The organism is Methylomicrobium lacus LW14, assembly GCF_000527095.1.
In the GTDB taxonomy this organism is placed as follows: Bacteria; Pseudomonadota; Gammaproteobacteria; order Methylococcales; family Methylomonadaceae; genus Methylomicrobium; species Methylomicrobium lacus.
This window is the reverse complement of sequence record NZ_AZUN01000001.1, coordinates 215,652-240,362: the sequence shown is the minus strand read 5'-3', so window position 1 is coordinate 240,362 and position 24,711 is coordinate 215,652. Positions and strand designations below refer to the sequence as shown.

Genomic DNA, 24,711 nt, shown 5'->3' with positions numbered 1-24,711 from the left:
CGAGAATAGCAACGTGTGAGGCTAAAAAGTTAACTTTCTGCAGCGACAATGGACTTCAGCCCAGTCCTAAGCCTTCGTTCTCATCGGTTAGGGAAGTAAAGTCATCGAAACCGTGGAAAACCATGAATGACTTCGTAAATCCGAAAACCCTTTCCCTTACAATTGTTGCTTCAGGAAAAAGCGTGCGCAGTTCACGATATCTAATATTACGAACACAGGCAGACCATTGGATCGCCTTAGAATAGGGTCTGAGACGACCAAAAGACGTGATAGGCAAATGATATAGCAATCGTGCGCGGAATCGCATCGGCAAAAAGTGGAAGAAAGGGATTAAAGTCCGCCAGTCAACTGGGAAATAGTGATTAGGCGTCTGAACAAAATATCTTTGTCCTATGCGTCTGATCTCGTTTGCCATTCTCTTCTGGTCATCGAATGAACCGACATGCCCTATCACAGAATTTGACAGCACAACGTCGAATTCGTTTGAAGCATACGCTTCCATACTAAGTGCATCGCCTACCTGTGAGCAAAAATTAGGCGGAAGATTGTACTGCCGAAATAGATTCAGAAGAGTGACGTGAATCTCCCCAAGGTGAGTGTAGTCAAGTATCTCCCAGAAACCGAATTCACCACCGACGTCAAGAATCCGTATCGGAGGATGGAGTCTCTTGAGCAAATGCGCAAGTAACCGGAATCGATTTTTGCGGCAGCGGTTTTCAAACTGTGTAACAAACGTGGGTTTTTGCATGCGAGAAGGACCTCACTTTACCTTGCTATTGGCAGACCGAGCTGTCGGATTACAAACTGGCATTATGATCACTGGTATCCAACATCATCCGGTCCAGCCTCACCGTGTATTAATTGTATCAGTTCAAGTCTATAGTCCAGGGTCATTAACGTTTGAAACCGAGATCATTGAACTTGCACACAAATTGGTAGAATGCCGTTAGAGTCTTCATGGACTATGGAAGACGTTATGATAAGAGTTCTCAGCAAAGTCTGTCCCAGCAGAGACTTGTCGACCTCCCTCCATCCCGATGCACAAGGACTCCCCTCCTGCTTTTACTCCTTATCATACAAGTTTGTCGAAAGGGGCAAATATGGCTTGGACAATCTCATCCGATCGGAGTTTAAACTTTAAAGTGCCAAATCAATAATCAAATGGGATGTTCCACTTAATCAACTGTTCAACTGTTCAACTGTTCAACTGTTCAACTGTTCAACTTTTCAACTTTTCAACTTTTCAACTTTTCAACTTTTCCAATCCACCTCTCGAGACGGGCCTAGGCAAGTAATAGACACTACCCGACTGATATTGAGTAAGTCGGCCTGACGGCTAATTGACAATTTCGCGTGACGGTCTATCATCGCTTTGCGGTCAGCAATCCAGCCTAATTGAGCGCGTCCTCTAAAAAAATCATTTTCCAGCGCCAACTGGCCGATCTTGGCATGCAACGCCTGCAGATCGATAGCGGGCGACGCCGATTCTGTGGGTTTACCAAAGACCTCTGGCGCGCGTTCCGGTCCGTCAGTTGCCGTTTCCCACCACAAGGGTGGTCTAGGGACAGTCGGTTATCTGGTTCGGGTGAACCTCGAATTCCTGCGTGAGTTGCGCCTGGGGTTTTATCGCTCGCCAGCGCTGCCATGGCGACTTTGGCTTTGAAAGCCGGTGAATTTGCAGGGCAATTGCACGAACAGAATTTGCTAATATACGCTGAACGAGAGAACATAAGTTTCTGCAAGACTAACCCGTATTTTGTACAAATTCTGCGCAGAATAATCTTCTGTTAAGACTATGGATGGCATAAGAAGAGGCTTTTGTAGCTATCTATATTAGCAATCACTGTTCATGCAATCGCCCTGGGTGAATGTGTTCTTCTCGTTTTGATTGACATCTTCTGCTCCGTTTTACCGTCCTTCTGGACATTCAAAAGTAGCAGGTGTTCCACTTAACCGGCTGTTCAATTTTTCCGGTACCACCTCTAGTGTAGCCATATCACAACTCTGAACTAACACAACTTAAAGTGGTCTTCCTTGTATGAATAGTATTGTCATAATATTTCTGCTGGTTGATGCGGTCGCGCTATTACTGGTAAGCCGACGGTGGGCGCCCCTGCCGCTTTTAGTAGGAACATGTTACATTCCTGCATACTTGAATATTGACCTGGGGCCATTCCATTTTACCGCTGTTAGAATCCTGATTGCAGTTGGTCTCGTACGAATGATATTGAGACAAGAATTCCCTGTACGTCAAATCAATAGTCTAGATCGGGCTATGATAGCTTGGGTCGCCTGGCTATTGTTTAGCGGTTTTTTCCATAAGGATCCTAGCTCTGCCTTCATTTATCGCATTGGTCTTGTTTATGATGCATGTGGAATCTATGTGCTTATTAGAAGCTTTTGCAGAAATTTGGAGGATATTAATGGCGTTTGCCAACTTACAGCGATCCTTTTAGCACCTCTTGCGATGGAAATGATTAATGAAAAGATAATGGTAAAAAATCTTTTTTCTATTCTAGGCGGCGGTGACATACCCCTCATCCGCGAAGGCAAAGTCAGAGCCAATGGACCTTTCGCACACCCCATCCTTGCTGGTACAGCAGGGGCTGTTTGTCTGCCTATGATGATAGGACTATGGCATCTACATAGAAAAGCAGCCTTAATTGGCATTGCCTCCTGTATTATTATTATTTTTTCTAGCGCCTCTAGTGGACCCATTTTGAGTGCGATGGCGGGGATCTTTGCACTTTCCCTGTGGCATTACCGGTACTTAATCCCATTTCTTCAGCGGTGGGCTATACCGGGATATGTTGCCTTGGATTTGTATATGAAAGACCCTGCTTATTTCATTATTGCCCGTATCGATTTGGCCGGTGGAAGCACTAGTTGGTATCGATGTAGACTTATCCAATCAGCCATTGAGCATCTTTCTGAATGGTGGCTAACTGGGACGGATTATACTCGCCATTGGATGTGGGTAGTTGTAAATTGGAGCCCTAATCACACAGACATTACCAGCCACTACATTCAAATGGGCGTGGTGGGAGGTCTGCCGCTATTGCTGCTCTTCATGTATGTTTTGTTTATGGGATTTAATGGCGTAACAAAGGCCTTACAAAACGAAGACAATAATTTGCCTAATTCCCAATTTATGATATGGGCACTCGGAGCCTCTCTATTTGCCCATACAGCAACATTTGTTTCAGTTTCTTATTTTGATCAATCTTTTGTTTTCATTTACTTGACTCTTGCAGCAATAAGCTCAGCAAGTACTATTTTTATAAAAAATCAGAATTTAAAATGGGATAACCACCAATTTTCTTCTATAAAAAACCTAGCAATATCGTCGAACAGAAGTAACAACGGATTATTAACCAATCATCCACAAGATAAAATCAGTTTGTTTAGCCGACAAAAAATCCGCTAATACAATTAGGTCATATTTTTTATTTCATTAATTTAATATAGACCAGGCACTTTGAGAAAAAGCAAAATTTAATGCTTTATTATTTTATTTACACATAATATGGAAGCGTAATGAAACGAATCGGTATTTCAGCACCTTTAATATCACAAGGACATTGGAGAATGTTTGATGCTTTAGGCGAAATTTTTGGAATTCTCTTTGAGGAAGGCAAGCTGACCAAGGATAACCATTATGATGCGTGGCTTCACCTTGAAATTAATAGAGAATCGATACTACGCATTCAAAGTAGCAAGCTACCAAGTTATGCTGTTATGTCTGAAAAACATACTACCTATTGCGGAGAATTCTCTTCCATTAAATTTAATACTCACCTTTCCATCCCAGAAATACTTCGTAACCGCGAGATCCGTTCGGATGAAGCCATTCAGGTAAAAGGACTCCCTAACTGGTTGCAAAATACTGCAACTCTTGCGTATAAAGCAGACTCTCCAATATGGGCAGTTCATGAGCATCAAGACTGCCATCATCATTATGTCACATTAGCAATACCGGAGTTGAATAGCGATGATGAACCCGTCTTTCATCACTTTCAAGGCAATAAATTTTTAGCTTTACTACCATTTCTGACATTTTTACGCCATCTAACCGATGAAAACCGGTGGGATCCCCCTCCTTTACAAGCATGTTTCATGTTTGATGATCCGAATCTGCATTGGCCGACTTACGGATTTATGAATTTTTCAGAAATAGCAAAACACGCTGAGTTACATAATTATCATGCTTCTTTCGCAACCATCCCATTAGATGCTTGGTTTGTTCATAAGCAAACAGCTAGTCTGTTTCAAAAGCAGCACGATAGACTTTCATTGCTAATGCATGGGAATGACCACATCGCGGATGAGCTTGCAAGAAAAATACCGAATGATGAACTTAATAGGATGCTAAAACAGGCACTTTTTAGAATTGAAAAACTGGAAAAGTGTGCAAATATATCTGTTGCTCGGGTAATGGCACCACCACATGGAGCTTTCTCTGAGGACACTCTTAAGGAAATGTCATTAATTGGATATGAAGCTGCATGCGTATCCAGAGGATCCTTGATGCACCACAACAAGCAGGCTAGTTGGGTTCAGACTATTGGAATGCGCCCCTCTGATAATATCCTTGGCCTGCCGGTTTTTCCAAGATTTCGGATTTCAATGGATTGTCAGAACTCAATTTTAGTCGCAGCCCTTCTTCATCAGCCGATAATACCCGTTGGACATCATCAGGATGTGGCTGAGAATATGGATTTGTTAGCGCATTTATCGAACTTTATTAATTCGCTCGGAGAGGTGCGATGGACGAACATGACTAACATTTCCAGATCGCATTATTCAGAACTGATCGATAAAGAGATTCTTCACTTAAAAATGCACTCAAGGATAGTCGATCTTTCAATTCCAGAAGGAATTAAACATATTTTAATTGAGCGACCATGGCTGAAAGAAGGAACAATGGAGCCTTTGCTTATAACAACAACTGACGGATCCAAGAACATAGCACCTATTGAATTCAAAGAGCCAATCTCCATTTGCCCAGGCCAAAAAATTCAAATTATTTCCTCGACGATACCACAATATCAAGAGAACTGTGGCTCGCTTAATAAATTTAAGCCTTGGTCAGTTGTTCGCAGAATCATTACAGAAGCCCGAGATCGGATAACTCCATCCATACAAAGAATATCGATAAGATAATACCCATATCAATAACTGCTTTGCTGGTTAGTTATAACTCTTGTTAAAAGCCTGAACTTCTATGAGTCAAATGTTAACATGTATGCATGTTTCTTGCAGAAATAATAAACTCCTGCGCCCATAAAGATTGCAATAGCCCTAAAGTATACGCGTTAAAAGTTTTCCATCTTCCACCTGTCACATACTCTACTCTTTCGACAAAAAAACCTGTCGATCGCAGCCAACTACATACAACTCTACTCGAAGTAATATGAACTCCAGACTTTTGATAATCATCTAGCCCTTTAAGATCCACCTGCCCCATATATCGTCGAACCCGAACCCCTATGTGTTTCAAATTTGGACAGCTCACGATAATAAGCCCATCATTTACTAGTAGTTTTTTATACTCATGAAGCAAAGCTTCAGGTTCATCGACTAGGTGAAGTAGTCCAGAGAGCAATAGGACATCATATTTTTCGCTAGCAAGAATTTTTGGCGCGTTCTCAAGAGATTCAGGAATTACGCGAATGCCTTTAGTCTCAGCAAGCTTACCTATCACTATATCTAAGGGTATTGCAGTGACTAAGACATTTTTTTTCATTAACTCTTCTTCTGTTTTCCCCCACCCGCATCCGATGGAAAGGACCCGTCCTGTTCCGTTTGGCACCATTGAGAGCATATCTTCTCTGGAAGACTCATAATAAGATTTTATCCAGCGCGTTCCAGGTAGCTTGCTCTCGACACACATTGGATTTGGGACGGGCTCGCCCTTCTTTGCAATTTCGAGCAAAGCACTTACCTGTATATCCACTTGCGACTTTTCGAGACCTGTACGACCAATGTACTTATTGGTAAGATGTTTGCAAGTAAATTCCTCTAACCGCGTAAGACAAATTAATTTTCGGAATCCGCATTGCGTATAAGGATCTGTTGCAGCACTAACGAGCATGTCATATTTCCCCTCATGAGGCTTAACATCAAATCCGCCTGAATTGATTGAGCGAATAAGCTGATCTTTTGTAAGAATATAACAAGCGCCATGCTCATTTGTGAAAAAGGCAAAAATGTCATGTCCACGCTGACAAACTGATGTAGGATCCCAGTGATAATGGCTATGAATGGTCGAATAGTAAACGGTATGATCTGGCGCTTCTTCGGTTCTAAGAAAACCTGCGATCTCATCGGGTTGAAGAATATCTGTTACTTCTAAAAAAGCTTCGATATTCCTTTGAGAAAGGAGAGTGTCGTCTTCGGAATAGATGAAAAGATCATAACTATCCGCGCGTTCAACAAAAATTCTCTTATGCGCAAACGGTAGGGACCAGGGGTTTTTTGAAGGAAGACCAACAACAACTTCAACCTTCTCACCAAGCTCTTTTGAGATGTTTGATACAACAACAATATCAACCTGGTAAGGCATTTTTAAATATTCACCTATCAGTTGCTGAAGATACTGATCATTGTTAGTCCCGTAACTTGCGATGGAAACTAAAACTTTTATTTGACTATTAGGTAGATTCATGATAGCTAGAACATCCAAATAAGAGATTAACAACAAATAGGCTATATTGCGGTTTCAGAATCACTGCGTTACCTGGCATTGGTAATATATAACACCTGTGAAGTTGTTGTAAGGCACTAAGACGCAATCCTTTTCGGATAAAATTATCATTGCGCAGACTTCTACTTAATTATAGCCAAGTTTATTATTTATAATAAAATTTTATAATTTTTTTTTATTCCTCTTCCTATAACTTTAATAATAACATCAAATAGTGGCGGAAAAAGATTTAAATAGCATAGACCAAAACCCTCCATATAGAGCCACCACGTTAATCTTAATCTCAATTGATAAGGCAGAGTACCAATGAAATCTCTAATAAGTTGACGATTGTGCGTCCCTCCTTGAACTTGCTCATAAAGTTGTAACAATGCATAGTCTAGTTTTCCCGGATTAAATAGATCTTCGTTTTCTAAAAAACATCCTTTATTATCAATTTTTAGAACATTTTCATAAAGCTCATTGATAATAAATTTCCATTTATTACCCGTGTGCATAGATATTATTTCCTTTTTTATATTCTGCCCTTGTAGCAATCTATAATTCTCATCCTGAATTAATTTATTTAAGGTATTATTATATGTTTCCTCATCATCGGCTATTAACATTACATTATCAAGCCCTGGCGCTCCAGGACCCAAAATGCCTAACTCTTGGTTCGACGAACGAAAACCCAAGAGTGGAATCCCATAACTTCCTGCTTCAAGGCAGGAGGTAATAGAAGAAAAGGGTACAGAATCCAAATAAATATCGGCTGCTGCGTAAAGAGTCTCGTTGTCCCACCTCCTTCCTAACGCAACTATTCTGCCGTTTGTTTGATCGCTCATTATTTTCCATGGACCTTTATGCTCAGGCCCCACTGCAATTAAAATAACATGAGGAAAATATTTCAAAGTTGGGGCAATTAGTTCTAGGAATGAAACTTGCTCACCTGCAAAATACTTGAATGGCGATGCGATGGTTAATAGAATAATATTATGAGGGGAAAATCCTAACAGTCGCTTGGCTTCCGCACGGGTCTTTGATAGGTTCGACGGGATAATTGGAATTGGAAGAATTGGCATATGGTCATCCCTTAAACCTCGCCGCATATTTATGAAATCTACATTCTGTTGACGTAAATGCACTACAGCATGTGCAATGCTGGCTCCAACCCAAAATGTATGATCGGAATGATTTATGAAAACAACCTTGACAAAATCACAACCTGCAGCCAAAGCTAATATAGGAACAATATCATAAGGATATAAGTGCAAAATCACAAAATCTGCATTTTGGCACAATTTTCTAAGCTCAAGCGCTTTACTCAAAGGGTTCGATGCAGGGGATTGCAAAGCCTTAACGAATCCACCTGAGTGTTCGGCTGATTTAATAAAGATATCAGGAATATCGTACTTATTATTTATATCTGCCTGCGATGTAATAGCCAAAGAATGCTGACTTTTATTGTCTTCCTGCATCCAACGCCAGACGAATCTACTATCACCTCCTATTGGTTTTGCATAGCTTAATATATGCAAAACGCGTCTAGGAATTTTTGCTGGTAGCACTTTTTCAGATACTATCTTTGGGTTTATTTGCTTTCCTATTTTAAGGAGTAATTGTTCAAGACGGGGGGATCCGAACAAGCCGGCATTCACAGGAAATGCACTAAATGCGGCCAACTGCGCGAGTCTGACTGCTACCAGTAAATTTTCCTCCTCATAAAATTGCTCTGCTAATGTTAACAGACGATTGAACCTGGAGTTCGCTTCGCTAAGGCCAAACATATTTGACATACCAAAATAAGTCACAAAAAATTTTATCTATCCTGAAGGCTGGCCATTTTGATAAATTTGAGTTTGCATAAGTCTGTGCGGATACGAGACAACCGACCCCATAAGTTATATCATTAGATATGGATATCATCAAGCCCGTCGGGAAGCGGCTACCCAGCACCAAGGATAGCAAGATCAAAAGTCCCTATAGCCTGAATTCCTGCCGTAATGACGGACTTGTGTTTACGCTTGTATCCATAAGCATCATCATCTTATTATATACAAGTTTTACTGACTCTCTCCATTAAACACTCAGAATGCCTTCCAGAATGAATAGCAAGCATTACAATGATAGATAAATCAATGACTTGTGATCAATAAACCTTCCTCCCCTACCGAAATGTGTATAACAAGATGACTCTAGCGGGTCAAAAACAATAAATTGATGTATGTCCACAAAAGATCTGAATTATATTTCAGACATTACTCGCAGCAACTATCTGTTTGAAACAAATTCAATCATTAGAAACTAAAGTTACCAAAAACTCCGAAGTCAAAACGATTAGGTTGGTTAGCCACGAAATTAAGGAATAAACTGAGACTACGCTCATTATACTGAGTAAACAATTTCGAGTGGCCAATCAACACAAATGGAAGATCATCCGTCAACTCTCCATACTCTGCATCAGCCCGTTCTAGAGCTCGGATCAATTGGTGACCAGTGCACTTATTGAAATCAGCTTTCCAAGAGTGCAGACGAAATGGCATAGCTAACTTGGCAAGAAGCCGTTTGGGTACAGCAGTCATTGATAACCTAGTATCAATCCCGTCAGTAATAGTGCTTTGAATGGGGTGATTGCGTGTCATACTCACACCATGGATCCGACTTGTTGAAAGAAACGCTCCAATCCAGCGCCTTTCTGCGTAAATGGGCACTTCGGTGATCAGGCTTGTATCACTACGTTTGCATATATCATTCACATCAGCAGGCCAAGGAATTAGGTTACTAGGCGCATTGGAATAATCGAAGCTAACGATTCCATCACGCCGACCATACTTGAATACTGATGTTTCGATCGAAAACCCATTATTTACCAGCGCACGAACAACATTGTGAGAAGGACTTACCGCCCAATTGGCTGCGCGAAACGCAATGCACTGGTAAGTTGGTGAAACTGGTTTCAACAATTCTTCCAGATAATGTTTACCACTGCGAATCATATAGTCCAAGCGCTCAAAAGGAAGACCCGCTAAATTATACTCTTGCCAATCCTGAAGCCAGCGACCATTTTGATGCCTGGCGTTGAAGTAAGAGGGGTGGATGTGGAGTTGGACATCGTGACCGCGCCTGACTGCTTCCCGAAGCTGCTCTGCAATCGCTTCGTAATGGTAATCGTCCGAGCCATACTCCTCCTTATATTCTTTGAATTTTAAAATCTCCGCTACTTCAGCCATGATAGTGAGTTTGGCGTCATAACGGTCAAATAAATCCAATATCCTGTGCGTAGGCTCAACCATCAATGAATATGGACATCCGTCACCGTTGCCGTGAATTTCGTAATCGACTGTAAATATAACTTTAAACATGGGAATCTAGAATCAGAAGCATTGCCCTAACTAGCATGGATGAGAGAGGCAACAATGCGCTCAGATGTTCGGCCATCCCAATAAGGTGGTATTTGCCCTATCTCGGTGCGGCGGTTTAAAACTTCATTGATATCCGAAGCAAGCACCTCTATATTTGTCAATTTGTTGGAGCCAAGTGTAACTGTAATTGGGCGCTCCGTATTCGGACGCAATGTTAGGCACGGAGTTCTGAAGTATGTGCTCTCTTCTTGCAGACCACCTGAATCGGTAAGAATGAACCGCGCCATCTCTGTAAGACATAAGGAATCATGATAGCCAATTGGCTCTAAAATACGTAGTCCTTTGTTATTATCAAGCGAAATACCGTATTGCCCACACATCTTTCGAGTGCGGGGGTGCATTGGAAACACTACGGGTATATCGTCGGCGATACGCTTCAATTCATACATAATGGTTGTTAACCCCACCTTCTCATCTACATTGGATGGACGATGAAGTGTTACATATACAAAGCTCTTCTTTTTCAACTGAAGTTTCTTAAGCACTTGGCTGGCCCGAGCCTTCTCGAGATTTAACGTCAAGGCATCAATCATGACATTGCCAACCAAATCAATTTTCCAATCAGGGATTCCTTCCCGTTTCAAATTCTCATCACCATCAACCGATGGAGTGAGTAAGAGATCCGCCAAAGCGTCAGTCACAATCCGATTTACTTCCTCCGGCATGCTGCGATCAAAACTGCGCAAGCCAGCCTCAACGTGAGCCACCTTAATTCCCAGTTTTGCACAAACTAAGGTACACGCCATAGTCGAGTTTACATCCCCTACCACCACTACCCAATCCGGCTTTTCCTGCAAGCAAATTGGCTCAAATTGCGTCATTACATTGGCAGTCTGTTCCGCATGAGATCCGGAACCGACACCCAGATTGATGTCCGGAGCGGAAATACCAAGTTCGTCAAAAAAGATGTGTGACATTTTTTCATCGTAGTGCTGGCCGGTATGGATCAATCGATACTCCAACTGCGTTCCGTAGTTAGCCACATCTGCAGAATGCCTACGTATTTGCTGAATGATAGGAGCCACTTTCATAAAGTTCGGCCGAGCGCCCGCAATGATTAGAAGTTTAATTTTTTTGTTCATAGCCCATTTTGGTTTTAATATTAGGGATATCAAGCCCTAGCGGAATGCTCTTTCATCAAGATAGTGTCAATATGATCTAAGATTGTGCCGAGGGCTTTTCCAGAAGTTAAACTGTCCTGAATAGTCCCTTTACTGCGGCGCTGAAGCTGAATTTTTTTGTTAACATCCTCAATATTTTCGATCAGTAGAAGCCTTCCTTCATTTTGCAGTTGGCGATCTACCGCACCACTTTTACCACGAAAGATACTGTAAACAGGAACTCCCAACGCAGCTGCCTCGCGATTCATTGTCCCCCCTCCGCTTACCACCAGATCGGAATGCCAAAGCAGATTAAGACCGTTAACTGCCTGCTTAGGTATAATCACATTAGAGCCTTTAAACCACTGAGGCCAGTCCTGTCTTATTTGCGTTTCCTGAAACTTATTTCTTGGCAATAGAACTGCCTTGATGCCCGGTGTAGAGCAAACTCTCTTCATGAACTCAACGAAAAGCATATCGCTCTCTGGATTGTGGTAGTGCGCTTCGTTTGCTGGAGGGCGAATTGTTACAAGGATGTCATCCTCGTTAAGATTTAGTTGAGTAACGATACTTGAATCAGGTTTGAATTCGGCTGCATAAACATCCTCCTTGATTCCCTCGTAGGCAAGAATTTTCTCTTTCGTTTTACACTGTAGTTGCTCATCGGATAAAGCGGCAGGAATTATTTCCCAACGTGGCCGTAATAACCACGGAGTTTGCGAGTGCTCATAGTCCATAATCATCACGGTCGGGATACGGAGCAAATTACACAATAAAATTTGCGATCGTGATCCGTGAGAGAGTCCCAAAACTGGTTTTTCACGAATAACAAATGGCAACAATTGTAAACTACGCCAGCAAAGACCCAACACTTTAAGAAGAGGATTCTTGCCGTAATGTTTACCTACCTTTTTATATGCTAAACCGTAAAGATTCGCTAATTCGCAAACCTGGAAAGCATCCCGAGCGGTCATAACAATAGTATGCCCCCTATTTTCCAACTCCCGTATTATAGGTTTGAAGAAAGGCACATGAGGTGTATTATCGAGATCAATCCAAATTTTCACTTTAATCCCTCCGTACTATGTTATCTATATTGAACATGCACTGCGCCTCAATATTAAAAGCTAAATTTAACCGTCGGTGGGATAAGATGAGTTTGCCGATCAATGTTTTGGTTTCTACAGATTCCAGAAATCACTTCTCATGACCGACGCTCAACTCGGCAACAGTCTGCCCCGGCTGGCTATATTGTTGAACCCACTTTTCCAGTCCAAGTCCCCAACGAAATATGGCAATCCATTTATTGAAGGCCACGCTCCATTTACTTGTTCTGCTCTTAATCAGTGCAACTGGAAAGCAAAGCGCCAACAGCATTAACCGGACAATAGCTGAGCCGCAGAGTGCCAGTCGATAACCGAGACTGTAAAAATTGCCACGGGTTTTCCTCAACAACCGACTAACTGACTCGGAGATCATGATGTCAGAAAAGATGCTTCGTTCAAGCTGCGTACTTCCACCTCCGTGGTGAACAATCTCAACTTCAGGGGCATAATAATTTATGAAGCCAGCTTTGCAGGTCTTGTAGCACAAATCTATGTCTTCCGCATACATGAAATAGTCGGCACTAAAACCATCCACCCGCTCGAAGGTATCGCGCTGAATTATCATGCATGCTCCGGAAACCGCCTCTACGGGTACCGGCGAGGTTACGTCTTCGAACATCGCAGCCGACATCCATAATTTGACTTTCGGGAACCATCGCTGCAAGATCTCAGAATCAAAAATCTGGTTTAAGATCGTAGGAAACGGCATCACACAACTCGTTTGCAACGAACCATCGCTGTTGAGCAAACGGCAACCTAATACTCCGGCATGAGGAAGCTCCAAAAGTCGAGTGCATAAGCGTTCGATGGCACAATCGCTCACCTCGGTATCGGGATTCAGGAACAGCATAACGTTTCCTCGTGCATATTCCGAACCAAGATTATTGGCTCGTGCGAACCCTACGTTTTGCTCACTCTGGATAAAACGAACTTCAGGATAAAAATGCTGCAACATAAGTCCACAACCATCAAAGGACCCTGAATCTACCACGATGATTTCATATTCTATGCCGAATGTATTCTTCAAAATCGACGCGATACACTTTTGAAGATAAATCTTAGAATTCCAGTTGACTATAATTATAGAAATTATAACTGATCTCATTAGATCTCCATTAATGACAATTATAAAAAAATCCATTTTCATGATGAAAAACTAGACGCAATAATAATTCAATATTTAATTATCATTTTACCCTATCAACTGTGCTAGGTCTAAAATACTTGCGCATAATAATTCGCTTCGCTGTTCCAAGGAATGAACGTAACTTTAAGGAACTAGGTAGTCTTAGCCAATTCCGAAATAAATAAAATCCTTGCAACCGTGGTGCAGGGATCCCAAAAGCTTTCATGGTAATAACCCGCCCCCATATTGCTCCTCTCTTTCGAAACAGTTCCTTTTGCGAGAGCTCCAACATTTCAGGCTTAACTTCCTTAAGCTTCACATAGCCAGCCTGTAAGGCCCCCTTTAAAATTTGTCTCCCTCTCTCAGTTCTTATTAACACCAGTGAACTCCCCACCTCACCGTCTTTAACCTTCCTATACCAGGGGTCACCACATGAAATGTCAGCAAACTCACTCGTACTATCGGGGCAAATATGGCACCGTAAAGGTCGATAGGCTTGAAGAAAACCCCAAGCTTCTTCATAAGTGGCCAGTTCACGCCAATTAGAATCGTTTTTCAAACGCACAGAAAAACTACCAGGCCAGCCACGGCCACGATATCTAATATCATTGACGTCTTCATAACTGATTCCATATTTTTCCAGCAAATCTAAGGTTCCTTGAGTACTAGGCGTTCCAGCGCAAAAAATCCCTATAGCAATACCAACATTATTGCTTAACTTAGGGCGGATAGATTGGATTTTCCGCAAACCTTCAATGTCACAAGGCTTTCCAATAAAAACACAAGGTCCTTCTGCATCTTCGATGGTTTGTAAATTATCGCATGGCGAAGCAGGGGAATAACGTGATCCAGTCATGGCGAGCAATTCAGCTTTAGTGCGACTAAAAGTACTTTTATTTTGGTACCGATGTTCGTCATCACTCCCAATGTGAGCTACTCCCTCCATCCCTTCTTTCTCTATACAATATAACGCTAAAGCACTCGCAAGCCCCCCAGATGAACCATCAAACCGAATAGCCTTATCAGTAGCATGACCTTCCCATATTTCCAATACTGGACCCCAACCTTCTGACAGCATGTGTATTAAACCTTCAGTTGTTTTTATCAGAGGATCATGGGACATCCCAACACCAGGGCAAACAGAGACGCAGTCTGAACAGCCGCTGCAGCCTCCTGGCACAACTACCGGCCTTATTCCTTGATCTATAAAATCAACGAGATTTATTTTTTTTTCTGGACATACATATTCACAAGCACCACAGCCAAGACAAAGACGCCACCTTACAACATCCGAAACATCAGTAAATTTAGTATTGGCTAGTTTATATTTCATTAAAGCTACTCGTATTCACTAAATATTGACAGTATTTTTTCTTTTACTTCTGGCATAATTTTTTTTAAATGATTCTTGATTTCATCTCTTGTTGTAAAAGCCTTATTAATTATTTGTAACGTTTCTTCGATTTTTAGTTTCCTAGGATCTGCGATAAGGTATTCAACGCCCATGCTTTCAAATACACCAAAAAATTTCTGACTATAGCTAATTCCAATTGCAGGTATTGATTGTGAAAGGGAACCGATGCAAGCATGCATGCGGGAACCAATAAATAAATCGCAAGTCCCTATGATATATTTGATTTCGTTTTGGTCATAAAATCCACTCAAACAGAAAAGCCTATCAGGATACTTGTCTTTTAGAGTTTCGTATATTGTACAAACAGCATAGCTATCGCTTTCTTCTTGGTTACCAAAAACGTGAGGAACAAGAAGGACATTTGCTTGATTCTCATCAATTAGCAACTTGATTATTCTGTCTATCAATGTTTGATAATCAACCTTTAGGTTAAACATATTTTTTTTGTTGTATCCGCCTAGCAATAGAAGACCGCTTACATTTAACCCAACTAATGGTCTATCTGCGAGGGAAATATCTTTATCATACCCCCCCATATAGTTAATATAAAGAGGTCTGTGAGGCTCAACTACAAAGCCCATGTCATAACAGAAACGAACTTTCGAGTCATTATCTTTAATATTTAGCAATGCTCTTGTTTCAAAGACACCATCTATATCTCGAGAGTAAATAGCATCAGCGCTATGCATAATAATTTTTGCTATTAGCTTTGATAGCCCGCCTTTGAATGGACCTATAGTCTGTGGCAACATAATCAGATGCTTTCCCAAGGTTATTAATAAAATCTGAGGTAAAGCCACATAAAAAAAACGACCTAATCCATAGATATCACTAAAACTGTCGCCCCCAGATGCTGCGACGGCAATATCAGCCTCGCTGATGGTCTTTAACCAGTAGTTTTTTTTAATTAATCTATTACCTAATTTTCGACCTAAACTCTTGCTTAGCAAAGAGATAAAAAGCAAATAAACAATATTATTTGGAAGATAAATTTTCCAAGAAAACCTGAGATTTACTAAAGGCACAGAAATATTCTTTCCTGAGAGAACAATTTTACTCCTAATTGATTCGCGCCCATAATCTAAGAAAAAGATATCAGCATCTGGATATTTTTTTGTCAAAATTGTCAGAGCCCCGATCGCCAATGCCCCAACCCCCATATTATCAGTATTAAATGTTGCACCTAGCAAAAGGATTTTTTTCTCTTTCATCTATAGTCTCGTAATTTTAGATAACCTATTATAATAATTTATCATTATTTATAAGAAATAGATATTATCCGAATTAACTCTGCGCCACCAATTCAAGTTCAGCTTTAAATCTTATTTACCCAGAGGCTAATAAGCATATAATTCTAAGCTTTAACCGGTTTCATATGTATATCCGTATTGATGTGTTAAAAGGGGCCTTCTTGATTTATTCAGCACCAAACCCAGCAAGTTTGTCTCCTCTAAAATGTACATAGACTGTTGAAGCTCATCGGAAGTATTTTTTCCATCCTCTATAACAAGTAGAGCTGCATCGACATATGGCATCAACAACATCGCATTATCGGCCGCAAAAAGAGGAGGAAGATCGAAAATAATGATCCCGGACTTGTAGCGCGATTTGATCTCATTTATCAGATCGAGCATTTTTCGGGACGAAACTAATTCCGAAGGGTTTTTGTTGAAATTTCTACCAGGTAAAACAAGTAAGCGCTCAATGCCCGAGCTGATACATGCATCATATAATGATAGTTCTCTCGTCAAACAATCGATAAGCCCAAAATCATATTGGAGCCCCAAGGTTTGACCCACACTTGGGCGTCTAAGATCAGCATCAACGATAAGAACATTCTGATCTTCCTCCATTGCTATCGCAATTGCGAGATTTACGGATATAAATGTTTTTCCTGCGTCGGGCGTCGCGCTTGTGATGGCAAAGCTGTTCCAGTTATTATGCCGAAGCTGCTTGAGAACATTCGTCCGAAGTACACGAAATATATCCGCCCGTGGATCGTTTTCGAGTCCCATAATAACCCGGTTATTACGCAGCACATTCGGATCAATAATGCCCGTTTGAGTTTTGATGTATTTAATCGAGCCAAAGCGCTGTTTCTGAGTGCTATTAATCATTGATCACTCTCCAGGAGGTAGACAAAGGCATGTTTATCACCATATTTCATTTTTTCGTGAGTTTTATTCATGCTTGCTTTAATCCAAGGAAGGTGAAGCTCATTAAAATGACGGCCAACATAAAAAAAGCAAAGGCTGTACAGACAATTACTTTCTTCATTTGGCGTTGCTTTACAAGCTGTTCCTCCAATTCGGAAGGAGACTCAATGTAGGGGACAACCACTAGCGGCATAAGACCCGTGGCTTCGCGAACTGCCTGGTATCCTCTAATTCCTGGCTCAAGGAATTCGACAAGGAATGCAACTCCAAGACCTGCGATGATTCCCATAAAAAAACCGCCAATGGCTACTTTTCTTCTGATCGCTTTTTCTGGGTTTCTAGGAATGATAGGTTGCTCTATGAGGGTAAGGGTTTGCCCCTGCTGCTGTTCTTCCAATGTTTGAGCCAGCTTGGCATCCTGCCATTTCTCTTTGAGCTGAGTGTATTTCTTAATGATATTATCCCGCTCCCTTATCATATCGGTATACACCATCTCAATTTGTGGAGCCTGCATGAGTATATTATGTAAATTTTCAATCTTCGCTTGCAAATAGTCCTTCTTTTGAATTAATGACACGAGCTCCGATTGACTGCTTTTATATTGTGCCTCTACATTAAGGTAAGCCGGATTCGTGGAATGTATGCTCTCTACTTGCTGTTGTAATTGTGCTGGTGTGCTTTTCAATTGTTGTTCCAGCCTATTGATTTGATTTTTACGCATGACTATGTCTGGATGGTTGCTGGAATAGGTTTTTTCCAACAATTTAAGTTCGCTCCTGGCTTTTGCCAACTTTTTATGGATATCCCCCTCGACTGGTTGTTCTTCAAAAGTAGGATCCAAAGCCTTTAGCTCACGTTTTAGGCGAATCAGTGACGGATGAGAAGGAGAATAAATACCGGAATAATGAAGATATTTTGCTCGCAAGTCTTCTTTATTTTGTGGTGTGTTATCATCAAATGAGGTGGGTAGTTCTTTTTGAGCTATAGCCAACTCTGCAGATAAAAAAGCGATTCTTTCTTTAGTAGTGCGTATTTGACTATCGGTGTCCCTCAGTTCGTTCTCTGCTCGGTCTATCGCTGCCTGATTGCCTTCCACCTGCTCCGGCAAACTGAAATTATGCTGCTCCTTGTATTTTGCGATTTTGCTGTCTATTTCCTGAAGCTCTCGGTTGAGCTTGTCCGATTCCTCCGTAAGAAAAGCGGTGACTTTTATCGCACGTTTAGCCCGGCCCTTATCATTATGCTCAATGAATAGAGAGGCAAGCTTACTTGCTATCTCTTGAGCCTTAGTTGGTTCGCTATCACTAAATGAAAGATCAAATGCAATCGCGGCCATTCCGGAATGAGCCGGGGGTGCTATTGAAGAGGTGGTCAGCTCAACTTCAGTGCTGTCCCTGAACAACTCCGCTAATTCATGCTTTGTATAGCCATCTTTGATGTCCTTATAAAGTTCATTCGATTCAATAATAGGAAGCACATTATCGGTCGTAAGAACTCTTTGATATATCGATTCAATTTGCTCCTCTCCATATTGAGAATCCGAAGAATCAATATAATTTGCTGGAATAGGCGCTTCGAGCAACATCGTCGCCGTTGAACGATATAATTTGGGTAGATTATACGCAACGATTACAGCGACTAACGTGACCAGTAACCAGGTCACTATAATGTAGTACCTACGCCGTTTTAGAAGGTCAAAATAATCGGCTAGTGTTTTAGTGTTTTGTTCCATAGCCCCACCCAATGGGAATCTTATTCATTTAACATAACAACGCGCAAGGCTTCATGAAGCGCTTCTACTACCTGATCTTGCTGCTCAAAACTCATTTGCGGAAACAATGGGAGGATAAGAGTTTGGTCCTGTGATTCTTCGCTGTGCCTAAGGCATTTACAAATTTCCGCAGTACATGAGCAGCCCTTTATTCTACCGGTGCAGGACCATGTATCCCTAGGATAAGCTTCCTCCCGATGTGAGCACATTATCCCCCGGCGGGTCGCCACACCTTCATCCAGCATCGACTGCATAACCTGCCGCTGGTCTGATCCTTTAGGTAGACGAACGCTAAAGCTTTGCCAGGTGCTGCGCGCCCAGTCCGGTTCCGCCGGTAAACCTAGGCCTGGCATTTCTGAGAGAAGTGTCTTATAGCGGGCCGCCAAATCTCTCCGTTTCTTGACAATATCTGGAAGCCGTTTGAGCTGTTCCCTACCCACGGCAGCCTGGATATCTGTCATGCGAAAATTGAACCCCACGATCGGATAGGATTCGAAGATTACTTGGCTTGCTCCATGGCGCACAGTATCAGGGACACTCATGCCATGTTGCCGCAATAGCCTGAATTTAGCATCCCATTCCGCGTTTGCAGTTGTGATCATTCCGCCATCGCCGGTACTAATCACCTTGCGCGGATGAAACGAAAAGCACGCCACATCGGCTTGCGGTTTGCCGATTTTCTCCCATTGCCCGTGCCAAAGAATTTCGCTGCCGATGGCGCAAGCGGCATCCTCAACGACAGGAAGTGAATGGCGGCGTGCTATTTCCAGGATCGCCGCAAGATCACAAGGCATTCCGATCTGATGCACACATAAAATGGCGCGGGTACGATCAGTCACGGCGCTTTCGATCAGCTTGGGATCGATATTGAGCGTATCGGAATCGATATCAACAAACACCGGCTTAGCGCCACAATAGCGGATCGAGTTGGCGGTGGCGATATAGGAATGGCTGACTGTGATGACTTCGTCTCCAGGCTGTACGCCGACCGCAAGCAGCGCCAAATGCAAGGCAGTGGTGCAACTGGATACCGCGCAGGCGTACGGAGCACCTACATACTCCGCAAACTCCTTTTCGAACGCCGCAACTTCCGGCCCCTGGCTGGTCCAGCCGCTTAAAATAACGCGCCGCGCCGCTTCCGCCTCATTTTCGCCCAGCATCGGTTTGGTAATAGGAATCATGCTTCCACCTCCACTTTTTTATTCATTTGCCACCACTCAACCAGCTGCGAAAGTCCTTCTTCCAGACCAATCTGCGCTTTAAAACCCAGCATTCTCTCGGCCTTGGAGGTGTCGGCAAGGCGACGCGACACCGGATTCACCGTACGCTCCGGGCCGTATTCCGGCTGCAAATCGGAGCCCATTACCTTTAGCAACGCCGCAGCCAACTCGTTGAGACTGGTCTCAGAACCGCTGGCGACATTAAAAACCTCATCGCTCAGGTCCGATTGCAGGGCCAAGATATTGGATCGAGCGACGTCTTCAATATAGACAAAATCCATAGTTTGGGTTCCATCTCCGAGGATCAGTGGCGGCCGACCGGCAGCGATGCGTTCCATCCAGCGGATCAATACCTCGGTATATTTGCCATAAATATCCATGCGGGGGCCATAAACGTTAAAATATCGCAGCATCGCATAAGGCAGCCCGTACATTTCATTGAACGAACGCAACAACCCTTCCAGCATAACTTTGCTGGCGCCATACCACGTGCGGTTGTTGTAAGGATGATGATCTTCACGGGTAGGAAAATGATCGGCCAGTCCATAGATCGACGCCGAGGATGCCGCGATTACTTTTTTTACTTTGGCTGCCTGTGCAGCCTCTACTACATTAAAACTACCGTCACACATGACCTCCATCGCCTCTCGCGGCTGGCCAGCACAGGCAGTGATGCGAAGGGCTGCCATATGAATCACCGCATCCATACCCTGCACCGCGTCATGAACGGCCTCCTTATTCCTAATATCGTCGCGTACCAGTCTCACACGTGGATCTTTCAAAGCTTCTTCAACATTGGCCAATGTACCTCGGCTTAAATTATCGAAAATGACGATGCTTGCAGGTGAATAATTCCGCAATAACAAATCAACGGTTGTGGAACCGATCAGACCGCAGCCGCCTGTGACCAATATATTCAAATCCTTAATGTCCATTAATACATTTACCTTTTGCTATTGTCGTCATTATTTAAAAAAACACCGAAGCTTACACGTTAAGCAGCACTACTAAGAAGACCATGTTGCGTGATTCATGCAATTCGAATGTACGTGAATGCGATCTAAACTCACGTTCGTTAGAATAACTTAACTCCCTTTTTCTAATCAGAGTGGAAGATAGATCTACCAGATTATTTAAGTATATTATAAGACTCTTTCGCTTAGTCTTTTGTTCCTATCTCTCGGGCTGGATTACCTACAACCCTCGTGCAGGCTGCAACGCTGTTAATGACGTTGCTGCCAAGTCCCACTAAGGCGCCGCTTCCGACGCGTATACCATTCATAAGGCTTGTGCCGCTGCCTATGTAACAGTTCTCTTCGACGACAGTATTGCCTGCAATAGTCACGTTGGAGCCAATGAGACTCCAATCACCTATCATCACATCATGATGGACCACTGTATTTGGAAGAATACAGATGTGCGATCCGATGAGTGCGTTACTTGTAACGATGACTCCTGCCATGATTAATACATTAGAGCCAATTGAGGCCAGGGGCGATACTCTAGCTGCCGGATGGACCACCCTGGCAAACCGTTCCTCAGCAATACCTAAACCTTGAATGATATCCTTTCGAGATCGATAGGAACTAGGACTGCCTGGAACAGCTAAAACGCACGCATCGGGAAATTGTGTGAATGCCCCCCTATCGAAAACGGGATATCCGTTTGGATCGATCCCTCTCTTCTGGGGGGTGTCATCCACAAAACCAATAAACCGGTAAGCGCTGCCAATACAATCCAATGCCTCGATACCGTTGCCGTTGTAAGGAAAGATTAACAGTGGCTGCGCTTCTTGCATGTCATTAACCCTATTCTGTTAGGCGCACTCAACTGCCAACTTATTCGCGAGCATCGCGACAGCCTCGCTAACTTCTTTACATTGATCTAGAGTTAATTCTGCGAACATAGGGAGTGAAAGCACTTCGTCGGCCGCTTGCTCTGAATGAGGAAAATCTCCTCTTTTATAGTCAAGATCGGCATAAGCAGGCAGAAGATGTACAGGAATCGGATAATGAATTCCAGTCTGGATGCCTTTGGCCTGAAGGGCTTGTTGCCATTCACTTCGCTGCCGGGTACGAATGGCATAGATGTGATAGACATGCCGGGCATAGGCCATTGCCTCCGGGGTTGATACTCCGCTGCCTGACAACAGTTCATTATAATGGGCCGCGGCCGTTCGCCGCGCTTCTGTCCAAGCTTCTAGATGACGCAGTTTGACTCTGAGAATGGCTCCCTGTATGCCCTCCAAGCGATAGTTGTAACCCTTGAGTACATGATGGTATTTCTGTTCTGCGCCCCAATCACGCAGCATACGGATAGTACGGGTATATTCGGAATTGTTGGTAACTACCATACCACCTTCGCCATATGCCCCTAGATTCTTACCCGGGTAAAAACTAAAGCACCCCATATCACCTAAACTACCTACACGCCGCCCCTTGTACTCGCCGCCGTGAGCTTGAGCTGCGTCCTCAATCACGACCAAACCTCGACGTTTGGCGATTTCCAAGATAGGGTCCATGTCTGCCGACTGCCCATAAAGATGCACGGGAATGATCGCTTTGGTTTTTTCGGTGATAGCGGCTTCAATCGCTTTCACATCAATCGTGAAGGTGCGCGGATCAATATCGACAAACACGGGCTTAGCACCGGTATAGTAAATCGCCGCTACGGTCGCAACAAAAGTAAATGGAACAGTGATCACCTCATCCTTGGGGCCGATTCCGGCCGCGAGCAAGGCTAGATGCAAAGCGCTGGTTCCTGTGTTCACGCCAATTCCGAATTGGGCCTGACAATAGCTGGCGAATTCCTCCTCAAACGCGACCACTTCACTTCCCAAAGTAAACTGGCAAGTTTCCAACACGCTCTGGATGGCCGAGTTGACTTCATCCTTAATCCCCATATATTGGGCTTTGAGATCGACAAACGGGATCATGCTACTCTCCTGCCTTGATACATAAATTTTCCGTTGACTTCGACGGATCGGCCACGCTCCTTCATCGAGCGGGTCGACGCTTCGATTAATTCGACTACCCTAAGACCTAGAGAACCGTCGGTCAGGGGGGATTTGCCGTTTTCGATACAATCGACGAAGTGCTCCCCTTCAACGCGCAAGGCCTCTGTAGCGTCTAGCCGCGGCGCCCACATGTCACCGGTACGGTAACCTACTCGCATCTGATAAATCTGCTGCGGATCATCGGTAAAGCTGATACCTTTGTCATAAACCTTGATCTTTTCACTCGGCTCCAAATCATCGTACGCAATCATCTTCTTACTGCCGCCAACGAGAATTTGCCGCATCTTCACCGGCGCCAGCCAGTTCACATTGATATGAGCAACCATTCCTGAATTGTAGAACAACGTAAGGTACGACAGGTTTTCCGGGGTGCCAGGAAAATGGTTGGTGCCCACGGCGGAAACCGCTAACGGCTGCTCTCCCAATAAATAGTCTAGAATGGAAAAATCGTGCACGGCCAAGTCGGAGATGACACTAACATCGCGCTGGAACAAACCGAGATTGACCCGTGTTGAGTCATAGTAAAATATGTTCCCAAAATCATCTCCGCTTATGATTTCCGCCATTTTGCGTACGGCTCCCGTATAAATGAACGTATGATCGACGATCAATACACGCCCTTGTTTTTCAGCTTCGTCAATCAACTGACGCCCCTGTTGGGATGTTTCCGTCATAGGCTTTTCGACCCACAAATGTTTGCCAGCCTTGAGACTTGCCAATCCTAACTCGAAATGTGTGCTGACCGGAGTCGCCACGGCAATTGCATCGATGTCTGGATCCTCAATCAGGTCCCTGAAGCGAGTTGTCGTTTTTACTCCCGGATAACGTTTCTGAACGATATCAAGCTTCTTTTGATCCAGATCCGCCACGCCAGCCACTGAAAGCCCCGGTGTTTCGGCAAAATTTCTTACCAGATTGGGCCCCCAATAACCGTATCCAATAACGCCTATTCTAATCATGACCGTGCTCCTTTATTTTAGATGGAAAAAGTTCCATTGTTTCGAATATTTATAAAAACACGCTAATTTCCATAAGACCGTAAATCACCGTGTGTGAGGACAATCTCTAATGACCTTCGCAAAAAAATAAAATTTGGTCAGCTGCCACACTAAAAGGTCTAACCAAAATTTGTCACAGACTCGCATTCCTTTCCCCTCGTGCGCGCATCTCCAACGATTCGCGCAGGGACGCCGGCAACGATGGCATAATCTGGTACATCACGGGTAACTACGGCTCCGGCTCCGATCAAGGCCCCTTCTCCGATAGTGATGCCGCAGAGGATGGTCGCATTGCTGCCGATAGAGGCGCCAGCCTTAACTCGGGTTTTAATGACTCGCCAATCCTCCTCTGTTTGCAGACCGCCGTCCGGATTAACCGCCCTTGGATAAATGTCATTGGTGAACATAACGCCATGGCCTATAAAAACACCATCCTCGATATCCACGCCTTCACAGATAAAAGTGTGGCTGGATATTTTGCAGCGAGCCCCCACCGAAGCGCCTTTTTGTATCTCGACGAACGTACCAATTCTGGAGCCCTCGCCAATCGTGCAACCGTAGAGATTCACGAGCTGAGGATGGTATATGGCGACCCCTTCACCTAACACTACATTCTCTTTAATCATTTTTATTCCTCTAAGTTGGCATGAATTGTTGCGATTTATTATCAAAATCACTTGTTGCCATAACTCCA

Annotated in this window: 20 protein-coding genes; 2 read left to right on the top strand and 18 right to left on the bottom strand. The window is 43.3% G+C overall.

Annotated features, from left to right (window positions below; all coding sequences use genetic code 11):
- Positions 1-55: 55 nt before the first annotated feature.
- Together METLA_RS0101055 and METLA_RS23875 are read right to left on the bottom strand one after the other, a co-directional pair.
- Positions 56-748: a class I SAM-dependent methyltransferase gene (locus METLA_RS0101055; protein WP_024296782.1), complete on the bottom strand. Its 693-nt coding sequence runs from the start codon at positions 746-748 to the stop codon at positions 56-58.
- A 503-nt stretch (positions 749-1,251) separates the two neighbouring features.
- Positions 1,252-1,551, bottom strand: coding sequence for a hypothetical protein (locus METLA_RS23875; protein ID WP_084480032.1), 300 nt, complete (start codon positions 1,549-1,551; stop codon positions 1,252-1,254).
- Between the two features lie 601 nt (positions 1,552-2,152).
- Between METLA_RS23875 and METLA_RS0101045 the strand changes: the two genes are divergently transcribed.
- Together METLA_RS0101045 and METLA_RS0101040 are read left to right on the top strand one after the other, a co-directional pair.
- Complete coding sequence (locus METLA_RS0101045; RefSeq protein ID WP_161635368.1) at positions 2,153-3,427, top strand: hypothetical protein; 1,275 nt, start codon at positions 2,153-2,155, stop codon at positions 3,425-3,427.
- A 110-nt stretch (positions 3,428-3,537) separates the two neighbouring features.
- Positions 3,538-5,163 (top strand): hypothetical protein, encoded by a 1,626-nt coding sequence (locus METLA_RS0101040; protein ID WP_152539342.1) that lies wholly within the window; start codon positions 3,538-3,540, stop codon positions 5,161-5,163.
- Between the two features lie 73 nt (positions 5,164-5,236).
- Here the strand turns inward: METLA_RS0101040 and METLA_RS0101035 are convergent, their stop codons facing one another.
- The 16 genes from METLA_RS0101035 to METLA_RS0100960 all read right to left on the bottom strand — a co-directional run bounded on the left by METLA_RS0101035 (position 5,237) and on the right by METLA_RS0100960 (position 24,643).
- Entirely contained in the window at positions 5,237-6,667 is a 1,431-nt protein-coding gene (locus METLA_RS0101035) for a class I SAM-dependent methyltransferase (protein WP_152539341.1), read from the bottom strand.
- A 188-nt stretch (positions 6,668-6,855) separates the two neighbouring features.
- Positions 6,856-8,475, bottom strand: a complete 1,620-nt coding sequence (locus tag METLA_RS0101030) for a glycosyltransferase family protein (RefSeq protein ID WP_161635367.1) — start codon at positions 8,473-8,475, stop codon at positions 6,856-6,858.
- Between the two features lie 510 nt (positions 8,476-8,985).
- Positions 8,986-10,050, bottom strand: a complete 1,065-nt coding sequence (locus METLA_RS0101025; RefSeq protein ID WP_024296777.1) for a polysaccharide deacetylase family protein — start codon at positions 10,048-10,050, stop codon at positions 8,986-8,988.
- A 26-nt stretch (positions 10,051-10,076) separates the two neighbouring features.
- Complete coding sequence (wecB, locus tag METLA_RS0101020; RefSeq protein ID WP_029646302.1) at positions 10,077-11,192, bottom strand: non-hydrolyzing UDP-N-acetylglucosamine 2-epimerase; 1,116 nt, start codon at positions 11,190-11,192, stop codon at positions 10,077-10,079.
- Between the two features lie 29 nt (positions 11,193-11,221).
- Complete coding sequence (locus METLA_RS0101015) at positions 11,222-12,277, bottom strand: DUF354 domain-containing protein (RefSeq protein WP_024296775.1); 1,056 nt, start codon at positions 12,275-12,277, stop codon at positions 11,222-11,224.
- A 130-nt stretch (positions 12,278-12,407) separates the two neighbouring features.
- Entirely contained in the window at positions 12,408-13,463 is a 1,056-nt protein-coding gene (locus METLA_RS0101010) for a glycosyltransferase family 2 protein (RefSeq protein WP_024296774.1), read from the bottom strand.
- A 40-nt stretch (positions 13,464-13,503) separates the two neighbouring features.
- Complete coding sequence (locus METLA_RS20410; protein ID WP_084480031.1) at positions 13,504-14,775, bottom strand: Coenzyme F420 hydrogenase/dehydrogenase, beta subunit C-terminal domain; 1,272 nt, start codon at positions 14,773-14,775, stop codon at positions 13,504-13,506.
- 5 nt (positions 14,776-14,780) lie between these two features.
- On the bottom strand, positions 14,781-16,067 hold the full coding sequence (locus METLA_RS0101000) for a polysaccharide pyruvyl transferase family protein (protein WP_024296772.1): 1,287 nt from the start codon (positions 16,065-16,067) through the stop codon (positions 14,781-14,783).
- 150 nt (positions 16,068-16,217) lie between these two features.
- On the bottom strand, positions 16,218-16,973 hold the full coding sequence (locus METLA_RS0100995; protein ID WP_024296771.1) for a CpsD/CapB family tyrosine-protein kinase: 756 nt from the start codon (positions 16,971-16,973) through the stop codon (positions 16,218-16,220).
- 67 nt (positions 16,974-17,040) lie between these two features.
- On the bottom strand, positions 17,041-18,597 hold the full coding sequence (locus METLA_RS0100990) for a GumC family protein (RefSeq protein ID WP_245598710.1): 1,557 nt from the start codon (positions 18,595-18,597) through the stop codon (positions 17,041-17,043).
- Between the two features lie 167 nt (positions 18,598-18,764).
- Positions 18,765-19,964 (bottom strand): DegT/DnrJ/EryC1/StrS family aminotransferase, encoded by a 1,200-nt coding sequence (locus METLA_RS0100985; protein WP_024296769.1) that lies wholly within the window; start codon positions 19,962-19,964, stop codon positions 18,765-18,767.
- Complete coding sequence (locus METLA_RS0100980) at positions 19,961-20,938, bottom strand: NAD-dependent epimerase/dehydratase family protein (RefSeq protein WP_029646297.1); 978 nt, start codon at positions 20,936-20,938, stop codon at positions 19,961-19,963. The genes METLA_RS0100985 and METLA_RS0100980 overlap by 4 nt, the downstream gene beginning before the upstream one ends.
- 224 nt (positions 20,939-21,162) lie before the next feature.
- Positions 21,163-21,801 carry an LbetaH domain-containing protein gene (locus METLA_RS0100975; protein ID WP_024296767.1) on the bottom strand — a complete coding sequence of 213 codons (639 nt, stop codon included), beginning with the start codon at positions 21,799-21,801 and terminating at the stop codon, positions 21,163-21,165.
- Between the two features lie 18 nt (positions 21,802-21,819).
- Positions 21,820-22,938, bottom strand: coding sequence for a DegT/DnrJ/EryC1/StrS family aminotransferase (locus METLA_RS0100970; protein ID WP_024296766.1), 1,119 nt, complete (start codon positions 22,936-22,938; stop codon positions 21,820-21,822).
- Positions 22,935-23,978, bottom strand: coding sequence for a Gfo/Idh/MocA family protein (locus METLA_RS0100965; protein WP_024296765.1), 1,044 nt, complete (start codon positions 23,976-23,978; stop codon positions 22,935-22,937). The genes METLA_RS0100970 and METLA_RS0100965 overlap by 4 nt, the downstream gene beginning before the upstream one ends.
- Before the next feature lie 158 nt (positions 23,979-24,136).
- A complete protein-coding gene (locus METLA_RS0100960) occupies positions 24,137-24,643 on the bottom strand; it encodes an acyltransferase (protein ID WP_024296764.1) in 507 nt (168 codons plus the stop codon).
- Positions 24,644-24,711 lie beyond the last annotated feature (68 nt).